The 22,539-nt window shown below is 64.5% G+C and carries 14 protein-coding genes; 10 read left to right on the forward strand and 4 right to left on the reverse strand.

Annotated features, from left to right (window positions below; all coding sequences use genetic code 11):
* The 7 genes from HX786_RS07840 to HX786_RS07870 all read left to right on the forward strand — a co-directional run.
* Window positions 1-1,245, forward strand: a 1,245-nt coding sequence (locus tag HX786_RS07840; protein WP_178911910.1) for an ABC transporter ATP-binding protein, incomplete at its 5' end; no start/stop codon positions are given.
* Complete coding sequence (locus HX786_RS07845; protein WP_008436209.1) at window positions 1,235-4,642, forward strand: non-ribosomal peptide synthetase; 3,408 nt, start codon at window positions 1,235-1,237, stop codon at window positions 4,640-4,642. The genes HX786_RS07840 and HX786_RS07845, both read left to right, overlap by 11 nt.
* Complete coding sequence (locus HX786_RS07850; protein WP_178911911.1) at window positions 4,639-10,062, forward strand: non-ribosomal peptide synthetase; 5,424 nt, start codon at window positions 4,639-4,641, stop codon at window positions 10,060-10,062. The genes HX786_RS07845 and HX786_RS07850 overlap by 4 nt, the downstream gene beginning before the upstream one ends.
* Entirely contained in the window at window positions 10,059-11,147 is a 1,089-nt protein-coding gene (locus HX786_RS07855; RefSeq protein ID WP_023658858.1) for a saccharopine dehydrogenase NADP-binding domain-containing protein, read from the forward strand. Before HX786_RS07850 ends, HX786_RS07855 begins: the two co-directional genes overlap by 4 nt.
* Complete coding sequence (locus HX786_RS07860; RefSeq protein ID WP_003218418.1) at window positions 11,144-11,923, forward strand: thioesterase II family protein; 780 nt, start codon at window positions 11,144-11,146, stop codon at window positions 11,921-11,923. The genes HX786_RS07855 and HX786_RS07860 overlap by 4 nt, the downstream gene beginning before the upstream one ends.
* 12 nt (window positions 11,924-11,935) lie before the next feature.
* Window positions 11,936-12,250: an isochorismate lyase gene (locus HX786_RS07865; protein WP_003218417.1), complete on the forward strand. Its 315-nt coding sequence runs from the start codon at window positions 11,936-11,938 to the stop codon at window positions 12,248-12,250.
* Entirely contained in the window at window positions 12,243-13,652 is a 1,410-nt protein-coding gene (locus HX786_RS07870; RefSeq protein ID WP_178911912.1) for an isochorismate synthase, read from the forward strand. The genes HX786_RS07865 and HX786_RS07870 overlap by 8 nt, the downstream gene beginning before the upstream one ends.
* 47 nt (window positions 13,653-13,699) lie before the next feature.
* On the opposite strand, the gene efeO (HX786_RS07875) is transcribed toward HX786_RS07870, so the two are convergent.
* From efeO (HX786_RS07875) to efeU, 4 genes are read right to left on the reverse strand one after another with little or no spacing between them, the layout of a single operon-like run.
* The gene (gene efeO / locus HX786_RS07875) at window positions 13,700-14,518 is read right to left on the reverse strand and encodes an iron uptake system protein EfeO (protein ID WP_003218415.1); all 819 of its coding nucleotides are present in this window, start codon (window positions 14,516-14,518) and stop codon (window positions 13,700-13,702) included.
* Window positions 14,519-14,545: 27 nt separating this feature from the next.
* On the reverse strand, window positions 14,546-15,853 hold the full coding sequence (gene efeB, locus HX786_RS07880; RefSeq protein WP_177047282.1) for an iron uptake transporter deferrochelatase/peroxidase subunit: 1,308 nt from the start codon (window positions 15,851-15,853) through the stop codon (window positions 14,546-14,548).
* A gap of 14 nt (window positions 15,854-15,867) precedes the next feature.
* A complete protein-coding gene (gene efeO / locus HX786_RS07885) occupies window positions 15,868-17,070 on the reverse strand; it encodes an iron uptake system protein EfeO (protein WP_003218413.1) in 1,203 nt (400 codons plus the stop codon).
* Between the two features lie 10 nt (window positions 17,071-17,080).
* Window positions 17,081-17,929 carry an iron uptake transporter permease EfeU gene (efeU, locus tag HX786_RS07890; RefSeq protein WP_003218412.1) on the reverse strand — a complete coding sequence of 283 codons (849 nt, stop codon included), beginning with the start codon at window positions 17,927-17,929 and terminating at the stop codon, window positions 17,081-17,083.
* 168 nt (window positions 17,930-18,097) lie between these two features.
* Here efeU and HX786_RS07895 point away from each other — a divergent pair, with 168 nt between their 5' ends.
* The 3 genes from HX786_RS07895 to HX786_RS32180 all read left to right on the forward strand — a co-directional run bounded on the left by HX786_RS07895 (window position 18,098) and on the right by HX786_RS32180 (window position 22,510).
* A complete protein-coding gene (locus tag HX786_RS07895) occupies window positions 18,098-19,120 on the forward strand; it encodes an AraC family transcriptional regulator (protein WP_178911913.1) in 1,023 nt (340 codons plus the stop codon).
* A 189-nt stretch (window positions 19,121-19,309) separates the two neighbouring features.
* A complete protein-coding gene (locus HX786_RS07900; RefSeq protein ID WP_087692662.1) occupies window positions 19,310-20,740 on the forward strand; it encodes a glutamate decarboxylase in 1,431 nt (476 codons plus the stop codon).
* Window positions 20,741-20,809: 69 nt separating this feature from the next.
* Window positions 20,810-22,510, forward strand: coding sequence for an aspartate:alanine exchanger family transporter (locus HX786_RS32180; protein WP_043224664.1), 1,701 nt, complete (start codon window positions 20,810-20,812; stop codon window positions 22,508-22,510).
* Window positions 22,511-22,539 lie beyond the last annotated feature (29 nt).

Here is a 22,539-nt window from a genome sequence, read left to right on the forward strand (position 1 = left end):
GGCGTGCGCTGGGGCGGGCAAGCTGAAGCACTGAGCGAAGCCGCAGCCAATGAAGCGGCGGCCCGGGTGATGGAGTTTCTGCGCCAGCAACCGTTGCTGCGCTCCAGCGGGCGCACCGAGCAAGGTTTCGACCTGCTCACCGAGGCCCTGGCCCAGCAGCAACAGGCACAGCGTCACGCCCACTGGCGCACTTTTCCCGCCGCGCTGGGTTTGGCGGTGGTGTTGCAGGCCGGCTACAGCGCCATCCTGTTATGCGGCCTGTATGCCGTGTTGGGTGGCACCCTCGATGCGGCGAAGTTCCTGGCGCTGGCGATTCTCGCCACCTGCCTGGTGGAGCCAATGGGCGCGCTGGTCAACCTCGGTACCACGTTGCGCCAGACCCGCCACGGCTTGAATCGCCTGCGCCACCTGCTGCAGATGCCGGGGTTGCCTGAGCCTCTCGAACCCCAACCTGCCCTGGGTTACGACGTGCAAGTGCGGGACGTAGGACTGGTCCGCCAGGGCCAGGCGATCTTGCAAGGCATCGACTTCACGTTGCAGGAGCGTTCGCTGAACCTGGTGGTGGGGGCGTCCGGCTCCGGCAAGTCCAGCCTGTTGCGCCTGCTGGCGCGCTTCAGCGATGTAAGCAGTGGCGCGATTCACCTCGGCGGTGTCGACCTGCGGCAACTGTCGGCCCTGGCCCGAGATACCCAGGTCGCCTTGATGTTCCAGGACAGCCCGCTGTTGCCGGGCAGCCTGCTGGACAACCTGCTGCTGGGCCGCCCCGACGCCAGCGAAGAGCAATGGCAGCACGCCGCCCGCGCCACCGGCCTCGACCGCCTCGCCGAGCGCCTGCCCCAGGGCTGGCACACCGTGCTGGGCGAGCAGGGCGTCAGCCTGTCCGGCGGCGAGCGCCAATGCCTGGCGTTGTCGCGGGTGTTGCTCAAGGACGCGTCGCTGATCCTGCTGGACGAGCCGACCGCCGCCCTCGATGCCATCAGCGAGGCGCGGGTCAATCGGACCCTGTTGCAACTGGCCCGCCGGCACACGGTGGTGCTGGTCACCCACAAACCGACCTTGGCGCCCCATGCCGACCAGATTCTGCTGCTCGACCACGGCCAGTTGGCCCAGGTCGGCCGCCATGACGCGTTGATGGCCAGGCCCGGCCGTTACCGCGAGTTGTTCCACGAGCGCGAAGCGATCAATCGCTGGCGCTTGCGCCCAGACCCTACCGTTCCCCAAAGGACCGTCCCCCATGACCGATAACCCATCACTGGCATGCGTTCATCCTGCACCCGGCGGCCTCGCACACAGCCCCGAGGCGCTGTGCGCCGGTGTCGCGCAGTTGCTCGACTATGCCCCCCAGGACCTGGAGCCCGATGCCTCGCTGATCGAGCAGGGCCTGGACTCGGTGAGCATGATGCGCCTGCCGGCCTTGCTCGCCCGCGAAGGTGTGCAGGTGAGCTTTGCCGAACTGATTGAGCAGCCGACCCTTGAGGCCTGGTGGTTGCTGATCGACCGCCGTCGCGGGCAGGCGACGCACCTCAAGCCCGTCGCCGCCGACAACGATTTCGCCCTCACACCGTTGCAGCAGGCTTATTGGTTTGGTCGCGACCCGGCCATGCCGCTGGGGGGCGTTGGCTGTCACCTGTATCAGGAGCTGGACGGGTATCAGGTCGACGCTCAACGCCTGGAAAGCGCGGTGATGCGCCTGACTCACCGCCATCCCATGCTGCGCGCCTGTTTCCCGAACGCCACTTGCCAGCGCGTGCTGCCGACCAGCCCGTGGCCTGGGTTGACCGTGCATGAACGGCCGGATGAGTTGGCCTTGCGTGAGCGCCTGGCCCACCGCTGCCTGGATGTGCGCCAGGGCGAGGTGTTTGATGTGCAACTCAGCCGCTTGCCCGACGGCCGCAGCCGGGTGCACCTGAACATCGATTTGCTGGTGGCGGACGTCCTGAGTATCAGCGTACTGCTGCGGGATCTGGCGCTGATCTACAGCGGGCAAGAGGCGCAGCTGCCACGTCTGGAATGGGATTTTGCCCACTACCTGGGCGCCACCCGAACCAGCGATGCCGGCGCGCGGGACTACTGGCTGCAACGTCTGGATGACCTGCCCGACGGCCCGCAACTCCCCTTGGCACACGAGCCGCAATCCCTCGGCCCGCCGCGTTTTCGTCGCCTGGCGATGCGCCTCGGCCGCGCGCAGTTGCGAGCCCTGGAAGACCAGGCCCGCCAACACGGCCTGACCCTGGCCAGCGTGCTGTGCTGCGCCTATACCCAAGTGCTGGGCCGCTGGAGCGCCAGCCAGCATTTCCTGTTGAACGTGCCGCTGTTCAACCGCCAGGAGCTGCACCCCTGCGTCCCGCATCTGCTGGCGGATTTTTCCAACCTGGTGCTGCTGGAGATCGACCAGCGCCAGGCGGGTTCTTTCGCGCAGCAGGCGCAAGCCCTGCAACGCCAACTGCACCGCGACATCGCCCACAGCGCCTGGCCTGGTGTGGAAGTGCTGCGTGAGTTGTCCCGCACCCGGCAAGGCGGCGCCCCCGTAGTGTTTGCCTGCAACCTTGGCGAAGCGTTTGTCGACGCCACTTGCCGGCAGCACCTGGGCGAACCGGGCTGGGCCTTGTCGCAAACGCCCCAAGTGTGGCTTGACCACCAGAGCTATCCGCTGCCCGATGGCCTGTTGCTCAACTGGGACGGGGTAGATGCGCTGTTCCCCGAAGGCCTGCTGGACGAAATGTTCACCGCCTATGGCGACCTGCTGGCGTGGCTGTGTACCGGTGACTGGCGCCAACCCGCGCCGCTGCCGTTGCCCCAAGGCCAGCAAGAGGTCCGTGCAGCGGTCAACCACACGCCCTGGGCCTATGACAAAGGCTTGCTGCACGATGGCTTTTTCCAACAGGCGCAGGTGCACCCGCAGCGGGTGGCATTGATCACCGAGGACGCTGAGTTGAGTTACGCCGAGCTGGCGGCCCAGGCCCTGCAAGTGGCAGGTGCCCTGCGCCAGTGGGGGATTGAACCGGGTGATACGGTGGCGATCACCTTGCCCAAAGGCCAGGCGCAAATCGTTGCGGTGCTCGGCATATTGGCGGCGGGCGCGGTGTATGTGCCGGTGGGTATCGAACAGCCGGCAGCCCGTCGCGACATGATCTATCAACGCGCCGGAGCCAAGGTGGTGATCACCGATACGGCCCACCGTGATCGCGGTGTATGGCTGGCGGACTTGCAAGTGGTGGACCTGGCCCAGGCGCGTTCGGCCAGGGCCCTGAAACAACCGATCGAGGTGGCGCCGGACGCACTGGCCTATGTGATTTTTACCTCTGGCACTACCGGCGAACCCAAGGGCGTCGAGGTTTCCCACCAGGCGGCGCTGAACACCGTCGCCGCGATCAACCGGCGTTATCAGGTGGGCGCGGATGACCGTGTGCTCGGGGTTTCCGCCCTCGATTTCGACCTGTCGGTGTACGACCTGTTTGGCCTGCTGAGTGTCGGTGGCGCCGTGGTGCTGCCAGCGGATGCGCGGCGCAAGGAGCCGTCCGAATGGTTGCGGCTGATCCGCCAGCAGCGCGTGACCCTGTGGAACTCGGTACCGGCGTTGCTCGACATGCTGACCCTCAAGGCCCGCGAGCCGAATGCCCTGAGCGGATTACGCCTGGCGATGGTCTCGGGTGACTGGGTCGGGCTGGACCTGCCACGCCGCCTGCGATTGGCAGCCGGCGAAAGCGCCCGGTTCGCCGCTCTCGGCGGCGCCACTGAAGCGGCCATCTGGTCCAACGTCCAGGACGTCGACGAAGTGCCGGCTCACTGGCTCTCGATTCCCTACGGCAAACCCCTGGATAACCAAAGCTTTCGAGTCGTCGACAGCCAGGGCCGCGATTGCCCGGACTGGGTGGCGGGGGAGTTGTGGATCGGCGGCGCCGGGGTTGCCCAGGGCTATCGTGGCCTGCCGCATCTCAGCGCCCAACGCTTCGTCGAGCACGCCGGGCAACGCTGGTACCGCACCGGCGATCAGGGCCGTTATTGGCCCGACGGCAGCCTCGAATTTCTCGGGCGTATGGACCAGCAGGTCAAGGTCCGTGGCTTCCGCATCGAACTCAGTGAGATCGACGTGGCCCTGGAACGCCATCCGGCCGTCAGTCGTGCCGTCACCCTGGTGTTGCCCGGGGCCAACCCGCAGTTGGCAGCAACCCTGATGGGCGACGCGCTGCCGGATGCCGAAGCCATGCGCCAGTGGCTCTGCCAATGGTTGCCGGAACACATGTTGCCGGACCACTGGCTGAACCTCACCGAACTGCCCCTGAGCGCCAACGGCAAGGTCGACCGCGCCGCACTGCTGTGGCTGGTGCAGGAGCAACGCCAGGGCGCCAGACCCGAGCATGAAGACGCGCCTCAAGGCGAAGCCGAACAACTGTTGGCCGGGCTCTGGCGCGAATTGCTCGACATTCCCCTGGTGGGACGCAACCAGGGCTTTTTCGCCCTCGGCGGCAACAGTCTGTTGGCCGCTCGCCTGATCGAACGTATCGCCCGACAGTTCGACGTCGAACTGTCGCTGAAGGACTTTTTCAACGCGGCCACCGTCGCCCGCCAGGCCCAATGGCTTGTCGCCCGACGAGAACAGGACCACGTCAACCGGAACGCAATGGTGGAGGGTGCGCTATGACACTGCAGCAACTGCAACAGGACCTCGAAGCACTGGGTGTGGAACTCTGGGAAGAGCAGGGCCGCCTGCGCTACCGGGCGCCCGCCGGGGTGATGGATGAAGGCCGCCTGCAACAATTGCGCGAACACAAGGACGCGTTGTTGCAGCAATTGATGGAACCGGTGATGCCCACCGTCTCGGCCGACCTGGCTGCCCGCAGCGAACCGTTTCCGCTGACCGACGTGCAGGCCGCTTACCTGATGGGCCGCACCCAGGCATTCAGCTACGGCGGGGTGGCGTGCCACGGTTACCTGGAATTTGAACTCAGGGAACTGGACCCGGCGCGCCTGGAGCAGGCATGGAACCATCTGATTGCGCGTCACGACATGCTGCGGGCGGTGGTGCTGGAAGACGGCTACCAACAAATCCTGTCCCAGGTGCCGCATTACCTGATCGCCCGGCATGACCTGCGCGAAGACGACGGCCGTGCACTGGCCGCTCTGCGCGAACGCATGGAAATTCGCCTGGCGTCGCCCCAGCAGTGGCCGCTGATCGAGTTGTGCGTCAGCCAGGGCCGTGAACATGCGCGCCTGCATCTCTCAGTGGATCTGCTGGTGTGCGACTACCAGAGCGTGCGCATGCTGTTGGCCGAGTTGCAGCAGGTCTATCGTGGCGAAGCCTTGCCGCCGGCGGCGCCCATCAGTTTTCGCGACTACGTACTGGGCGAGCGCCGGTTGCGGGAACAGCCGCGTTACCAGCGTGACCGCCAGTACTGGTGGGCGCGGGTCGACAGCCTGCCCGGTGCTCCGGAATTGCCCATGCAGGGCGCTCCCAGCGGACCGCGTTTCGAGCGCCGCGCCCTGAACCTGGAGGCCCGGGATTTCAACGCCCTGCGCCTGAATGCAGCGGCGGCCGGCGTGGGTGCGTCGGCGGCGATTCTTTCCTGCTATGCCGAAACCCTGGGGCGCTGGAGCCGCAAGGGGCATTTCTGCTTGAGCCTGACCTTGCTCAATCGCCTGTCGCTGCACCCGCAGGTCGATCGACTGGTGGGGGATTTCAGCTCGGTGGAATTGCTGGAAGTCCAGACCCTGCAAGGCGGCAGCTTTGGTGAACGCAGCCAGCAGTTGCAGGAGCGACTGTGGCAAGACATGGACCACCGCCTGTGTTCCGGCATTGAAGTACTGCGCGAACTGGCGCGGCGCAAAGGCCGTGATGCGGCCTTGATGCCCTATGCCTTCACCAGCACCCTGGGCGCCGGTGGCGAAAGTGGCGGCGGGGCATTTATGCCCGGCGCAGAACTGGTGCACGGCATCAGCCAGACCCCGCAAGTGTTGATTGATTGCCAGGTCAGCGAGCGCGACAACGGCCTGTTCATCAATTGGGACATTCGCCAGGGCGTGTTCAATGAGGCCATGCTGGAAGCGATGTTCGACACCTTCGAACGTCTGCTCAAGCGCTTGGCGCGGGAGCCTTCGGCCTGGACCCTGGACGATTGCCTTGAACTGCCGGCACCCCAGCGACTGGTGCGGGAGTTGATCAACCAGACGGCGCAGCCGATTCCCCCAGGCTTGCTGCATGAACCGTTCTTTCGCCAGGCCCGGGCGCAACCCCAACGTGTCGCCCTGATCCAGGGCGCGCGACAGCTCACTTACGCGCAACTCGCCGCCCGTGCCGAGGCGATTGCCGAGCAGTTACTGGATGGCGGTTGCCAGCCCGGCGAGCGGGTCGCGGTATGCATGGAAAAAGGCATCGACCAGGTGGTCGGTGTACTCGGGATCTTGCGGGCCGGCGCGGCGTACCTGCCGCTGGACACTAATCAGCCGATGGCGCGGCGCGCGTTGATTCTTGAGAACGCCGAGGTCAGCCGGGTGCTCAGCCAGTCGTGGTTGAGCGAGGACGTGGCCTGGCCCGCCCAGGTGACCCAGTGCATACCCGTTGATCAGGCCGCAGCCAGTGCCGGACGTGAACTGCCGGCGCCGCAGGTGACACCGCAACAACTTGCCTACGTGATCTACACCTCCGGCTCCACCGGGATTCCGAAGGGTGTGATGATCAGTCACCAGGCGGCCCTCAACACGGTGGTGGATATCAATCAGCGCTTCGCCATCGGCGCCGAAGACCGGGTACTCGCCTTGGCCAGCCTGGGCTTCGACCTCTCGGTGTACGACATCTTCGGCCTGCTGGCCGTAGGTGGCGCCCTGGTGTTGCCCGACGCCGGACGCCGCGCCGACCCGTCCCACTGGGCCGAATGCGCCCGCGAGCACGGTGTGACCCTGTGGAACTCGGTGCCCGCGCAGTTGCAGATGCTTGCCCATTACCTGCAAGCCGTGCCGGCCGCGGCACCTCAGAGCCTGCGCCTGGCCTTGCTGTCCGGCGACTGGATCCCGCTGAACCTGCCCGCCGAAATCGCTGCGTTGTTGCCTGAGCTCCAACTGATCAGCCTGGGCGGCGCCACAGAAGCGGCGATCTGGTCGATTGCCTATCCAATCACCGAGGTGGACGCACAATGGCGCAGCATTCCCTACGGCGCGCCGCTGGCCAATCAACGCTTCATGGTGCTCGACGAACAAGGCCGCGATCGCCCGCAAGGCGTTGCCGGTGAGCTGTTCATCGCCGGCACGGGGTTGGCGATGGGGTACCTGGGGGACGCGGAGAAAACCGCCGAGCGTTTTATCGAGCATGCCCACAGCGGCGAGCGGCTGTACCGCACCGGCGACCTGGGGCGCTACCTTGAAAGCGGGTTGATTGAGTTCCTTGGCCGTGAGGATTTCCAGGTCAAGGTTCGCGGGCATCGCATCGAGTTGGCGGAAGTCGAAAGTGCCTTGCTCAGTCATCCTCATGTCGAATCGGCCGTGGTGGTCGCTGCGGGCGAGGGCGCGTTCGAGCGGCGTTTGCAGGCCTGCGTGCGCGGGACTTTGCGTGATACTCCATTGCCTTGGCCGACCCGGTTGGCACCCAACGCCTTGGCGGCGGCCAACGGCGTGAAAGGCCAACTGACGGAAGCGCTGATTACGCAGATGTCCGATTGCGTCGAGCGTGCCGCGTTGCTCTCCATGGGCCTGGCCCTGCAACGCCCGGGGCTGTTTGATCAACCGGGCGTCGAGCACGACCTGGCCCAGATCATGAGCCTGTGCGAAGTGGCGCCACGCAACGAACGGCTGATCCGCCGCTGGCTGCAAGCGCTGCATCGCGAACAACTGGTAGACCGCAACCCAGGCACCGGCGCCTATTCGTCACTGCGGGTCTCGGGTTCTGAATACCGTCAGCTGTGGCAGCGCATCGAGGCGCTGGAACCGAGTGTGGGCTGGGGCGGTGAAGTGCTGCGCTACCTGCGGGAAAGCCAGGAGCAATTGCCTGCCCTGATGAGCGACCGGCTCGACCCGTTGCACTTGCTGTTTCCCGAAGGCCGTACCGACACCGCCGAAGGCGCCTATCGCAAGAACCTGATCAGCCAGTACCTGAACCAGGCGGTGTGTGCGGCGGTGCAGGAAATCGCCGCACTGCAACCGGCGGGCTGGCGTCTGCAGTTGCTGGAAATCGGCGCAGGCGTGGGCGGCACCAGTGCCGACCTGATTCCGGCCCTGGACGGCTTGGCGGTGGACTACCAGTTCACCGACCTGTCGCAGTTTTTCCTCAACGAAGCGCGGGAGCATTTCGTCGAGTTTCCGTGGGTCAGCTACGGGCTGTTTGACCTGAACCTCGACCACTGGGCCCAAGGCATCGCCGCCAACTCCCTGGATGTGATTCTGTGTGCCAACGTGCTGCACAACTCGCGGCATGCCAGCCAGGTACTCGCCCGGCTGCGGGAAATGCTCGCCCCCGGCGGCTGGCTGATCTTTATCGAAGCCACCCGCGACACCTACCAGATCATGGCGTCCATGGAGTTCAAGGAGGGCCTGACCGCGTTCGAGGATTTCCGCGCCGAGCAGGACACCACGTTCATCCGCCGCGAGCAGTGGCAGCAACTGTTGCAGGAAGCCGGCGCGCAGACGCCGCTGTGCATGCCGGCAGCTGACGATGCGATGTCACAGATCGGCCAGCACCTGTTCATCACGCGCTTCAAGACCGAGCGCCAGACCCTTGAGCCGGAGGCGTTGCGCGCGCATCTGGGCCAGCGCCTGCCGGATTACATGGTACCCACCGAGTGGCGGGTACTGGATGAAATGCCGCTGACGGTCAACGGCAAAGTCGACCGCCAGGCGTTGGCCAACCTCGGCATGGCCCAGGCCACGCAACAGGCCAACAGCGGGGCTGCACCGCTGGATGCGCTGGAGCGCAGTATCGCAGAGGTCTGGCAAACCCTGTTGCGGGTGCCCAGTGTGGGCCGTGAACAGGGCTTCTTTGAGTTGGGCGGTGATTCATTGCTGGTGGCGCAGGTGGTTGGTCGCCTGCGGGAAAGCCTGCCCCAGGCCCGTAACGTGCCCTGGGGGGATTTGCTGCGCCAGTTGATCAACCAGCCCACCGTTGCGGCCCTGGCGGATTACCTGCGGGGGCAGGGCAGCGAGAGCCTGTCGCCGCTGGTGCGGATTCGTGAGGAGGCGCAAGGCCCGGCGCGGATCTTTGTCCATGATGGCAGCGGCACCCTGGCACCGTATCGCGCGCTGTTTGCTGCACTCGGGGAAGAAGCGCCACTGGAGGGGCTGGTGCTCAATGATGTACCGGGTTACCTGGCTCTGGCACCGGCTACGGCGATTCGTGAACTGGCCGAGCGTTATGCCGACACCTTGCACGCCGAAGGCCGGCGCCAGGTGAGCATCGTCGGTTATTGCCTCGGCGGGTTGCTGGCGACGGAGCTGGCGTCATGCCTCGCGGCGAGGGACATCGAGGTGCTGCAACTGACAGTGATCAGCAGCTACCGCGTGCCGTTCATGATCGAGGATGACCTGCTGGCGGAGTACGTGTTCGCCCGCGTGATGCAGGCCGACCCGCACACCCTGGGTTACCCGGTGGATGAACAGGCGATGGAGCGGGCGATTGCCAAGGTGCTGCGCCAAACTCCGGGCCGCGTGCCCCAAGGTGCGTTGCTGGCGCTGCAGGATGAGCCCGACTGTGCCACGGCCCTGGCCTGCCTGCGGGCCCTGGCATCCAAGTCGGCAGATGAGCGCTTGCAGGCAATTGCAGACGCGATGCGCCACGCCGGCTCGCAACTGAGCGACCTGGACTGGCTGCGCGAGCAACTGCAGGTGCTGCGCCACAGCCTGGCCGCCGTCGCCTTGCATCAGGCCACGCCTTACGACGGTGACATGGTGTTTATCCGCCAGTGCGGTGAAGTCCAGGTACTGCCCGGCATGCACCGCGACATGAGCCAATACTGGCAGGCCCTGTGCCTTGGCGAATTGCAGGTGGTGGACGTGCCGGGCGACCACTTCAGCTGCATGCAGAGCCCCCAGGTCGAAGCCGTGGCCCGCGCGTTCGAACGGCTGGCGCAGGTGGCGGCGTGAGAGTCGGGATTGTAGGCGGCTATGGGCATGTCGGTCGGCAGGTTGCGCGGGTGCTGGTCGGTCATTGCCGCTTGCGCCTGGGCGGTCGCGACCCTGGGCAAGGGCAGCGTTTTAACGACGGCGAGTTGAACGGGCAGGCCGAGATCCGTGAAGTGGACCTGTGGGACGCCCAAAGCCTGGCGGCGTTTTGCAGCGGCTGCGACCTGCTGATCAATTGCGCGGGCCCCAGCTACCAGGTGCTCGACCGGGTGGCGCTGGCCGCTTTGGCCAGTGGCGCCGATTACATCGATGTCGGCGGCGATGATCCGCTGCATCAGCTGCTGCCCGCTCAGTTGCCGCCGGGTCGTCGTGTGGTGTTATCAGCCGGCATGTTGCCCGGGCTGTCGGGGTTGTTTCCCAAGGTGCTTGCGGCGTCGTTCGAGCGCGTCGATGCCGTGCATTGCTATGCCGTCGGACTTGGGCGGTTGTCGACAACGGCGGCCGAGGACTTTCTATTGAGCCTCGGCAACGGCTATGGCCAGGCCTCGATGGGCTGGTGCGATGGCCGTGCAATCAAGTCCGCCGTACTCGTCGATGAACACTTCGAGCGGCCCTGGCTGGTGGGCGGTCCCGTAACGGCCCACCCGTATCTAACCACTGAGCAACAGCGCTTGTTTACTGACTTGCGGGTGCGCGAAGCCCAGGCCTACAACCTGTTCGACGGCGGCCACCTGCGGGCCGCACTCGGGCGCATTCAGGGCTCGCCACCGGCTCTGCGACACACGGCAGAGAACATTGCCGCCCTGGTACAGGCCAGTGCGCTGGACCTGGCAGGGCGCACGCCTTACCAGTTGCTCGCAGTCGAAATGGCAGGCCTGCAACACGGCGAACCGCAGCAGGCCACCGCCTGGTTGCGTGCCGCCGACGGCTCGGCGTTGACCGGCACAGTGGCGGCAATCTGCGCCCTGCAACTGGCCAAACTGCCCGAAGGCACGCACTACGCTGCCCAGGTGATGGACGCCGATGACTGCTTGCGCCAGGTGCTGCGCTGGTTGCCGCAGACCCGGATCCACGTCACCACTGAACTGGAGGAGGGCGTGTTATGAAGAAAATCCCCAGCCCATGGCTGCGACGTTACCCGCAGCATCAAACGCCGCGTTGCCGATTGGTCTGCCTGCCCCACGCCGGCGGCAGCGCGGGATTTTTCAGCGGTTGGCAGGCACTGTTGCCGGCTGACATCGAACTGGTCAGCGTGCAATACCCCGGCCGCGAAGAGCGCCTGAGTGAAACCTGGCCCGGCAGCCTGGAATGGATGGCGGGCACTATTACCCGGGCGCTGTGGGACCTGTCCGACCGGCCGCTGGTGCTGTTCGGCCACAGCATGGGTGCGGCGCTGGCCTATGAGGTGACGCGGCGCCTGAACCGCCAGGGCAAGGACCTGCAACGGCTGATCGTCTCCGCCCATCCGGCCCCTCACCGGCAACGTCACAGCCAATTGCACCAGGGGCCGGATGCCGGTCTGCTGGCGGATGTGCGGCGCCTGTCGGGTGGTGCGCCATCACCCCTGGACGAACCCGAGATGCAGGCACTTTACCTGCCCGCATTGCGCAATGATTACCGCCTGATCGAAAACTACTGCGGCGATATCAGCGAGCTGCTGGACGTGCCCGTGAGCGTATGCCTGGGCAGCACCGACCGCGAAGTCGATCGGGAGGAAGCCCATGCCTGGTCGGAAGTGACGCGCCAGGTCACCGACTTTCGAACCTTCAACGGCGGGCATTTTTACCTGCGCGACAGCCAGGCCGACCTGATCGAGCACCTGGAACTGTTGCTGGGCAGCCCCGCCGAACCGGCGTGGCAGTGCTGGCCGTCGACCCCATGACCGGAGAATCCTATGAAAACACCTGAGCAGTGCAGCGGGCTGGAAGACGTCCGCCTGGGTATCGACACGTTGGACGAACAGATCATCCGCGCTCTCGGCCAGCGGTTGGCCTATGTGAAAGCTGCGGCGCAGTTCAAGCCTGACGAAGCCAGCATCGCCGCCCCCGAGCGGGTGGCCGCCATGCTGCCCCATCGCCGCCGCTGGGCCGAGCGCGAAGGGTTGGACCCGATGTTCGTGGTCCCGCTGTTTGCGCAGATCATCCAATGGAATATCGACCAGCAAGTGCGCCACTGGCGCCAGCAGCATCAAGGAGCGGAGCATGAGTGAACGTCTGCCGGGATTGCTTCAGGCGCTGACCGAGGGCGAACGCCTGGCGCGCGAGAAGGGCGGCGCAGTGCTGGTGGTGTTCAGCCTGGCCTCGGAGCGCCTGGACCCGCTGCGGTTATTTGCCGCCAACCGCCAGGTACTCGGGCAAAGCCTGTTCTGGTCAAGTGACCGGGGCGCACTGGCCATGGCCGGCTTTGGTTGTACCGAGGAAATCAGCCCCGGGGCCGATGACCGCTTCAACGCCAGTGCCCTGGCGTGGCAGGCGTTGCTCAGCCAGGCCCATCAGGTGGGGCCGCGCCAGCCGTTGCTGTGTGGCGGCTTTGCGTTTGACCCGAAGGGCCCACGCTCGCTCAAATGGCAGTCATTCGCCGCCACCTCCCTGGTGCTGCCGCGCATCCTGCTGCTGCGGGAAGCCGAGCAACATCATGTGATCTTCAGCCAGTGGCTGGAGCCCGGGGCGGACGCGGTGCGTTGCGCCCAGAGCCTGGAAACCCAGTGGACGTTGCTTCTGTCCCGCTACGCCAGTGCGCCACGCCAGGAGATTCCCCTCGGCACACCGAGCGACGAAAACATCATCAGCGCGCAGCAATGGCAAGACACCGTGGCGACGGCCGTGCAGCGCATCAACGCCGGCGACCTGCGCAAGGTGGTGCTGGCCCGCGAAGTGCGGTTGACCACCTCACGGACGATCCCCTGTGGCCCGCTGCTGGAAAACCTCAAGGCGGCCTATCCCCAGGCGTACCTGTTTGCGTTCAGCCGTGGTGACAGCTGCTTTCTCGGCGCAACGCCGGAGCGGCTGGTGCGGGTGACTCGTGGCACGCTGAACACGGTGGCGTTGGCCGGTACTTGCCCGCGTGGTCGTCACGAGCAGCACGATGCCGAACTTGGCCAGGCCTTGATGGACAGCCCCAAGGACCGCCACGAACACACCCTGGTGGTTCAAACCCTGCGCGAAGCATTGCAGCCCTATTGCGCGATGCTCGACATTGCCAGCCAGCCGCAGTTGCACCGGCTGGCCAACGTGCAGCACCTGTTGACGCCGGTGATGGGCCGCTTGCATCCCCAGGTGCAATTGCTGCAACTGGTGCAGGCCCTGCACCCGACGCCGGCGGTGGGTGGCTTGCCGCGACGTGAGGCGATGGCCTATATCCGAGAGCACGAGCAGCTCGACCGTGGCTGGTACGCAGCGCCAGTGGGCTGGATGAATGCGCAGGGTGATGGTGAATTTGCCGTGGCGTTGCGCTCGGCGTTGATCAGAGGCTGTGAGGCGCACCTGTTCGCCGGCTGCGGCATTGTCGCCGAGTCGGATCCCGGGAGTGAGTACGAGGAAACGTGCTTGAAGCTGCGGACTATCCGCGATGCCTTGCGGCCTTCGGACGGAGTGCAGGTGGCGTCAGCCTGAGGAAGGCTCTCGCCCGGCAGGCCGGGCGAGAGCATGCAGCGTCTGGATCAGTTCAAGCCAAGCTTGCCACGCAGTGTGGACAGGTCTTCCGCCAGGGTATTGACCGGGCCAACCAGGGCTTTGCGGTCGGCTTCCTTGACCTTGTCGTAGGTCTCGAAACCGCCATCCTTGGTTTTGTACTTGGCCAGGATCTTGTCCACGGTGGCGAAGTTCTTGTCGACTTTGGCAACGAAGGCCTTGTCTTGCTTCTCGATCTGCGGACGGAACAGGTCGACGATTTTCTTCGCGCCGTCGATGTTGCCCTGGAAGTCATACAGGTCGGTGTGGCTGTAGCGGTCTTCTTCACCGGAGATCTTGGTCGCGGCGACTTCTTCCAGCAGAGCAGCAGCACCACCCACGACTTTTTCCGGCGGGAAGGTCAGGCCGTCCACGCGGGTTTTCAGGTCCAGTACGTCGCTGTTGAGCTTGTCCGCCAGGGCGTCGAGGCCTTTGGTGGTGTTCTCGGAGAACAGGCTGTACTCGATGCGGTGGAAGCCGGTGAAGTCTTCGGCTTTCACGCCTTTCTCGTGGTCGTCCACGCGGGAGTCGATGGAGGCGTCGAGGTCGCTGAACAGTTCGGCGATCGGCTCGATCGACTCATAGTGCACGCGGGTTGGCGCGTACAGCTTCTTGGCGGTGGCCAGGTCGCCTTTTTTCACGGCGTCGGTGAACGCCTGGGTCTGGGTGACCAGCTCGCCGATTTCTTCGGTGACGTAGATCTTGTAGTCCGACACCGGCCCTACCAGGTCCAGCGGCGCGGTGGCGGCGAAGGCGGCCAGCGGCGAAAGGCTCATTAACAACGACAATGCGAGAGACGACTTCTTCATGGGACGATTTCCGCTCTGGGGTTTGTTTTAGGTTTTGGCAGTGGTTTGTGGATGTGTCGCATCAAGCAGCGTGCGCCCGATGAAATCCTGGGCCTCGGTGACGCCTGGCAAGGTGAAGAAGTAACCGCCGCCAACCGGCTTCAGGTATTCCTCCAGAGGCTCGCCGTTGAGCCGGGTTTGCACACTGATAAAGCCTTTCTCCAGGTCAGCCTGGTAGCAGATGAACAACAGCCCCATGTCCAGCTGACCGTTTTTGTTGACGCCGTTGGAGTAGTTGAACGGCCGGCGCAGGATCAGGTTGGCCTGGGTCTGTGCAGTACGCGGGTTGGCCAGGCGGATGTGGGCATCGAGCTTGGTCAACTTGCCTTCCGGGTCCTTGCTGTAGTCCGGGACCTGGGTTTCTTTCTGGCCATCCATGGGCGCGCCACTGGTCTTGATCCGGCCAATGATGCTTTCTTGCTCTTGCAGCGGGGTGCGGTCCCAGCGTTCGACGAAGTTGCGGATGATGCGCACCGCCTGGTAGCTGCCATTGGCGGCCCAGGCCGGTTCGTCGCTGCCTGGCTGGACCCACACAATCTGATCCATCGCCTTGTTGTCGTTGGAGTTCGGGTTGGCCGAACCGTCGCGAAAACCGAGGAAGTTGCGCGCGCTTTGCGCCGGCTCGCCGGGGCGGGCAGGGGCCTGGGGCGGCACGCTGCCTTCCTGCTTCCAGCGCACCAGCAGCAGGTCCGGCAGGTTTTTCACGATATCGCGCAGGGCGTGGATATTGGTGTCCGGGGTGTTGGAGCTGAACTGCAGGCTCAGGTCGCCGTGGCACTGCGCCGGTTCCAGTGCATCGTTGGGGAAACCGACCATGCGGATCAGGCGCTTGGGCTTGGCCGCGGCCAGGCCGAAGCGTTCGTCGAACAGCGACTCGCCCACCGATACGGTGATGGTCAGGTTGTCTGGCGTCACCACCGGGCCGAGGATGCCGGAATCGGTAGGCGGCAGTTTCGGGTCGACTTGCACCACGGTGCCGCCGGTCATCAGGAACGCGATACGCTCGTTCAGGGTGCGGAACAGCCGCTCCAGGTCCTCGCGGTCGCTGGCCAATACGTCGAATGCCACGAGCATGCCGCAGGCCGGGCGCGGAGTGACGATGCCGGTCTGGTGCTTGCCATGGAAATCGTGGTGGTCCTGGGTCTTTTCACTGCTTGGCGCGGTGGTCACTTGTGCCGCCGCGTTGGCAGCCATTGCCGGGCAGCTCAGGCTGCTGCCGGCAATGGCCGCGCCAGTGGCGGCCATACCCAGCAATACACGACGACGCTGGGCGGAAAATTGTTCTGAATCACTCATGTCTACGGTCGTCTTCACTTCAGGCCGGAAAGGCCAAGGGCGGGGTCGATTCCATCGAGTGCAACGGCCAGAGCCTTGGCCTTGTCGGCGATCTGCTTGCGCTGATCGGCGGTAACGCTGTCATACGAGGCGTAGCGGCCATCGACTTTCAAACCGTTGAGTTCGGCATCGAGGGCGTTGATCGCGCTGTCGATCCCCGGCAGCAATTGCGCGGCAGATTTGGTCAGCAGCGGGCGCATCAGGTCGACCACTTTGCGGGCGGCGTCCAGGTTGGCGGCGAAGCCGTTGAGGTCGGTATGGCTGTAGCGTTCTTCCTCACCGCTGGCGGCACGTACGTCGGCCAGGCTGTTGAGGTTGCGCACCACGATGCTCACCAGTTGCTCCGGCGGCAGCGACTGGGCCAGCAGCTGTTGCTTGAGGCTGGTGACGTCGGTGACCAGGCGCTGGGCAATCGGCGCCAGGCCGTCGAGATTGCGTTGCTGGAACAGGCCGTATTCGAGACGGTGGAAGCCGCTGAAGGCCGGGTCCTGCTCGCGCTTTTCAAAGTAGTCGGCGCGGGCGTTGATCGCGTTGTCCAGTTCCGCCAGGCGTTGCGAGGCCGGGGCCAGGCGCTGGTAAGCCTCGCGGGCCGGTACGTAAAGCGCCTGGGCCTGGGCGAGGTCGCCGGCTTCGATGGCTTGGTCCAGCGCGGTAACGGCCTTGACCAGGGCGCTACCCTGGCTGCTCAGGTACACGCGGAACTCCGACAGCGGGCCGATAAACGCGACCATCGACGGCTTGGCCTTGGCTTGGGCGTCAGACTCGGCAGTCGGTGTCACCTTCAAGGTGCCACGCGGGTTGCTCAGCAGGCCGCAGGTGATCTGGTAGTCGCCGGGCAGCAGGTTGGCGTTGATCACCTGGCTCAGGCCCGGGGCGATGTTCTCGCGCTCTTCGACCACCAGCACGCCGTCGAGGATTTCCCACTCCACGGCACGGTCCGAGCGGTTGATGATGCGGAAGCTGGCGCGTCCGGCCGGTACCGTCAGCGCATTCGGCTCGCAGCTGTGGGCGTGGATGGTGACGGCGATTTCATCGTGGTTGGCCTGGCGCTTGGAGGCGGCCAGTTGCGAGGCGTAGTAGAACAGGCCACCGGCGGCGATCATCACGACCACCGAGCCGCCCACCGCCCAGCGCAAGGCGCGGGAGGGCGGAGCCGGTTGAGGGGTTTGGTTGGACAAGAGGCGGTCCTTACTGGCTGGAAACGGAAGAGGTTGTGCGGGTAGCCGGCTTGCTCGGCGGCGCCGGCAGGAAGAACATCACCAGGGCCACCACCAGGTAAATCAGGTAGGCACCGAGGGTGCTGATGGTCGGGGCGTCCTGATAGCCGAACATGCCGGCCAGCACCGAGCCCAGCGGGCCATCCATCGGCAGCGTCGCGCTGAAATCGAACAGTACGGTTTGCAGGTGGTTCCATACCCCGGCTTCGTGCAGGGCTTGTACCGAGTTGGCGAGGATGCCGGCGGCCACCACCAGGATGAACAGGCCGGTCCAGCGGAAGAACGCACCGAGGTTCAGGCGCATGCTGCCGGTGTAGATCAGGAAGCCGACGATGATCGCCAGGATCAGGCCGAGCAGGGCGCCAATCGGCGCGCCCGGACCTTCGCTTTGCTGGAACACGGCCAGCAGGAAGAACACGGTTTCCAGGCCTTCACGGGCCACGGCGAAAAACACCATGGCGATCAGCGCGGTGACCTGGTGTTTGGAGCCGGCCAGGGCATGATCGAGGGATTCATGCAGGGAATGCTTGATGGAACGCGCGACCTTGCGCATCCAGAACACCATGGAGCTGAGAATACCCACGGCCACCAGGCCGACGATGCCTTCGAACAGTTCCTGTTGTTTCTGCGGGAATTCGGCACTCACCAGTTCCAGGCCACCGCCGACCAGCAGCGCGAGGGCCGCTGCCAGAAATACGCCGATCCACACTGCGGGCATGTACTGGCCACGGCCAGTTTGCTTGAGGTAGCTGGCAATAATGCCAACGATCAAGGCGGCTTCTATGCCTTCGCGCAGCATGATTAAAAAGGGAACAAGCATTCGGCACCGAATCGTCACTAGATAGGATGCTAAGTTGTAACATAATGATACTCATTACTAAACAGGGAATATTGACCTTTACTGAACCTTGACTGAACGGTGGTGGCAAACCGCATCCGACACTAGAATGCGCGGCATCGTCCCAGTCACCGGATTGCGCCATTCCCCATGTCGGAAAAAGACACGATTTCCATCCAACTGGTCCGCGAAGCCCTGTTGCAGAGCTGCGCGCCGGGTGCGGCGACCGATGAAGTGTTGACCAAGGTCGGGATTGATCCAGCACTGCTGGGCCAGCCAACCGCACGCGTCCCGGCAACCGCTTACGCACGCTTATGGCGCTTGCTGGCACGGCGAATGGACGATGAATTCTTTGGCATGGACCCGCGCAAGCTCAAATCCGGCAGCCTGGAGTTCCTCTGCCGGGCCTCCATGGCACAACCGAGCCTGGCCACTGCGCTGGAAACCGGCCTGGGGTTCTTGTCACTGATGCTCGAGCGCCTGCCGGCGCAACTGGTGCGCCAGCAGAGCCTGGCGGAAATCGTACTGTTGGAGCCGGAGCCCGCACCCAGGCGCGCCTTCACCTATTTCGCCTACTGGATGATCGTCCACGGCGTCGCCTGCTGGCTGGCGGGGCGCCGGATCCCGATCCTGGCGATTGAACTGCGTTGCCCGCAGCCGGACTTCCGCGACGACTACCAAGTGATGTTTTCCGACAACCTGCGCTTTGACCGGCCGCGTACCCGGATGATCTTTTCCGCCGACTGCCTCGACCTGCCGATCAAGCGCAGCCCGGAGGAGCTCAAGCGCTTCCTGGCCCATGCGCCCGCCAACATCCTGGTCAAATACCGCGACCCGGACAGCCTTGCCACCCGCATCAAAACCGACCTGCGGCACATGCCCGCCGACACCTGGCCGGAAACCGAAGGCCTGGCCGCATCCCTGTGCATCTCGGCCTCGACCCTGCGCCGGCGCCTGGCGGAAGAAGGGCAGACCTACCAGGGCCTCAAGGACAGCGTGCGCAAGGAGCTGGCGATCGTCTGGCTGGCCGATTCCGACATCAGCTTTGCCGAGATCGCCACCCGCCTGGGGTTTGCCGATGCCAGCTCGTTCTACAAGGCGTTTCGCAAGTGGTCGGGCTCCAACCCCGGGCACTATCGCAGCCTGATATTGAACGAAGCACTGAGCCAGTAGGTCACTGCCAGGCACCCCCGGCACGTTTGCCTGCTTATCCACGCCTTTAATGATCTGGGTCACTTTCCTGCGCCGCCGTGCGTGTGATATTCGGCGCCACCGCTCCATCGTTCGTTTCCTGACGCAGCCTGATCGGCATTTGTCGCGATCAACGTCTACGCCATTTCCCTCATTCAAGAGCAGGATTTCATGGCACTTCACAGAACCGTAGAGACCCAGGACCAAGCCATCGAAGACGTCTATTCGAGTGGCTCCGCCCAGCACAAACTGCCCAAGTACCGCCTCCCGGACCACTCGACCACGCCGTCGGCCGCCTACAACCTGGTGCGCGACGAACTGCTGCTGGACGGCAATTCCCGGCAGAACCTGGCGACCTTCTGCACCACTTGGGTCGAGCCCGAAGTGCAGCAGTTGATGGCCGATGCCCTCGACAAAAACATGATCGACAAGGATGAGTACCCGCAGACGGCCGAGATCGAAAACCGTTGCGTGCACATCATTGCCGACCTGTGGCACGCGCCGAAGTCGTGGCAAACCGTGGGTTGCTCCACCACCGGTTCCAGCGAGGCGGCGATGCTTGGCGGCCTGGCACTGAAGTGGAGCTGGAAGAAACGCCGGGAAGCGGCGGGGCTGCCCACCGACAAACCGAATTTCGTGTGCGGCCCGGTGCAGATCTGCTGGAAGAAATTCGCCCGTTATTTCGATGTGGAAATTCGCGAAGTGCCGTTGCGCGGTGACGCATTGGGCCTGCGCCCGGCCGACCTGCGGGAATATTGCGACGAAAACACCATCGGTGTCGTCGCGACCCTGGGCGTGACCTTCACCGGGATCTACGAACCGGTCGCAGCCCTGGCGGCCGAGCTGGACTCGATGCAACGTGACCTCGGCCTGGATATCCCGATCCATGTCGACGCGGCGAGCGGCGGGTTTATCGCCCCGTTCATCCAGCAAGAGCTGCAATGGGATTTTGTGATCGAGCGCGTCAAATCCATCAACGCTTCCGGCCACAAGTACGGCCTGGCGCCGCTGGGCGTCGGCTGGGTTATCTGGCGCTCCACCGAAGACCTGCCGGAAGAGTTGATCTTCTACGTCGACTACCTGGGCGGCAACATGGCGACCTTTGCCCTGAACTTCAGCCGGCCCGGCGGTGAAATCATTGCCCAGTACTACAACTTCCTGCGGCTGGGGCGCGACGGCTACACGCGGATTCAACAAGCGTGCTCCGACACGGCGCAATGGCTGGCCTCGGAAATCACCAAGTTTGCCCCGCTGGAACTGGTGTACGACGGCAAGGATGGGCTGCCGGCGGTCTGCTACAAGCTCAAGGACGGCGTCGACCACGGCTTCAGCCTCTACGACCTGTCGGAGCGCGTGCGCATGCGCGGCTGGCAGATCGCGTCATACCCGTTGCCGTCCGATCGGCAGAACGTCGTGGTACAGCGCATCCTGGTACGGCATGGCGTGAGCCGTGACCTGGTGGCGTTGCTGCTGGAAGACCTGCGCAAGGCCGTTGCCCACCTGCAGAAAAACCCGGTGGCGCATTCCGATGCGGGCCCCAGCTTCAGCCATGGCGCCATCGCCGACCCGGTCATCCCGGCCGACACCCCGAACCTCGACTGAACGCACTGAACACTCACCGGGCCTCGAGGCCCGGTGCCTTTAGCGTTGCATCGCCAGGTACGAATCATCGTGACTGCCTTCTTTACTTTCCTGCATGACAACCCCTACATCCTGCTGTTCCTGGTGGTTGGCCTGTCCGTCTGGGTCGGGCGCGGCACCATCAAGGGTTATGGCCTGGGCGCGGTGGCCGGGGCCATCGTGATCGGCTGCGCGATTGCGACGTGGGCGTCTTACTACGGCGTGCATTTCGAACTCGATAACTTTACCAAGAGCCTGTTTTACTACCTGTTCATGTACGGCGTCGGGCTGCGGGTCGGGCCTTCGTTCATCAACAGTCTCAAGGGTGATGGCCTGAAATTCACCTTCCTTGCGATCCTGTCCTCGTTCCTCGGGCTGGGTATCGTGGTGCTCGGCGTGCGGCTGTTATCCCTGCCGGTGGGCGCGGCGGGCGGGATTCTTGCCGGTTCGCAAACCATGTCGGCGGCGATTGGCTCCGCCGAACAGGCGATTACCTCGGGCGTGGTGCCGCTGCCACCGGGCACCACGGCGGCGGCGGCCACCGCGATGATCGCCCTGTCTTACGGCATCACCTATATCTGGGGCACGGTCGGCATCATCCTGATCTGCAAGTATCTGCCGCGCTGGTGGGGTGTGGATGCGCGCAAGGCGGCCAAGGCATTCGAGGTGGAGCACGGTGTGCCGAACGTCGACGATGCCGGGCTCAGTGGGTATCGGCCGTTTGACCTGCGGGCCTATCGCCTGGTGAACCCGGAGCTGGTGGGGCAGAGCATCGCGCAGTTTCGCCAGCGCTTTGCGTTGTACCAGATCGAGAACGTCGAGCGTGGTGAAGAGTTGCTGGGGGCTGATCCGACGCTGGTGTTGCAGCTGGGCGATGTGATCGCCCTGGGCGGCAGCCTGGATGCGCTGACCGATCACATGGGCCTGATCGGGCCGGAAGTACCGGATGCCCGGGCGTTGAATATACCGCTGGATGAGGCGGTGATTCTGGTGACCCACAAGGATGCCGTGGGCAGGGCGCTCAAGGAATTCAGCCAGTCGCCGATTGCCGGGCAGGTGCAGTTGGTGGGGATTGAGCGGGGTGGTGCGCCGATTCCGGTGGGGCTGGAAACGCGGTTGCAGCGCCTGGATGTGATGCACTTGATTGGCTTGCGCAGTGCCATCGACAAGGCCACGGCGTTGCTGGGCAAGGCGGGGCGGGCGAGTACGGCGACGGATTTGCTGACGCTGTCGCTGGGTATGGTGCTGGGGTTGTTGATCGGGCTGATTCAGGTGCCGGCGTTCGGTGCGGCGGTGGGGCTGGGCAATGCGGGCGGGTTGCTGGTGTCGGGGATTATCGTCTCGTCGCTGGTGTCGCGGGTGCGGTTTTTCGGCAATACACCGAATGCGGCGCGCAACATTCTCGAGGACATGGGGTTGATATTCTTTGTCGCGATTGTGGGGGTGAATGCCGGGGCTAACCTGGTTTCGCAGATTAGTGCGATCATTGCGTTGAAGATCTTTTTGCTTGGGTTCGTGGCTTGTACGATTCCACCGTTTATTGTTTGGGCTGTGGGTTTTCATGTGTTCAAGATCAACCCGGCGATTCTCATGGGCGGTGTTGCGGGGGCGCGGAGTCACTCGGGGCCGGCGCGGGAGGCGGCAAAGGAAATTGATAGTACGGTGCCGTGGATCGGGTTTCCGGTGGCGTATGCGGTGTCGGGGATTTTGCTCACGGTGTTTGGGTATTTTGCCATGGTGCTGGCGCGGTAGCTGTATTGGGTACATATCCGTTGCTGCGG

This window comes from Pseudomonas sp. 21615526, assembly GCF_013386245.1.
Taxonomy (GTDB): domain Bacteria; phylum Pseudomonadota; class Gammaproteobacteria; order Pseudomonadales; family Pseudomonadaceae; genus Aquipseudomonas.

Bases quoted from the DNA above. Each gene is read 5' to 3' on its own strand.
- efeU (WP_003218412.1), bottom strand. From the start codon at position 17,929: ATGCTTGTTCCCTTTTTAATCATGCTGCGCGAAGGCATAGAAGCCGCC.
- efeB (WP_177047282.1), bottom strand. From the start codon at position 15,853: ATGAGTGATTCAGAACAATTTTCCGCCCAGCGTCGTCGTGTATTGCTG.
- HX786_RS07850 (WP_178911911.1), top strand. From the start codon at position 4,639: ATGACACTGCAGCAACTGCAACAGGACCTCGAAGCACTGGGTGTGGAA.
- HX786_RS07895 (WP_178911913.1), top strand. From the start codon at position 18,098: ATGTCGGAAAAAGACACGATTTCCATCCAACTGGTCCGCGAAGCCCTG.
- HX786_RS07870 (WP_178911912.1), top strand. From the start codon at position 12,243: ATGAGTGAACGTCTGCCGGGATTGCTTCAGGCGCTGACCGAGGGCGAA.
- efeO (WP_003218415.1), bottom strand. From the start codon at position 14,518: ATGAAGAAGTCGTCTCTCGCATTGTCGTTGTTAATGAGCCTTTCGCCG.
- HX786_RS07860 (WP_003218418.1), top strand. From the start codon at position 11,144: ATGAAGAAAATCCCCAGCCCATGGCTGCGACGTTACCCGCAGCATCAA.
- HX786_RS07865 (WP_003218417.1), top strand. From the start codon at position 11,936: ATGAAAACACCTGAGCAGTGCAGCGGGCTGGAAGACGTCCGCCTGGGT.
- HX786_RS07845 (WP_008436209.1), top strand. From the start codon at position 1,235: ATGACCGATAACCCATCACTGGCATGCGTTCATCCTGCACCCGGCGGC.
- HX786_RS07900 (WP_087692662.1), top strand. From the start codon at position 19,310: ATGGCACTTCACAGAACCGTAGAGACCCAGGACCAAGCCATCGAAGAC.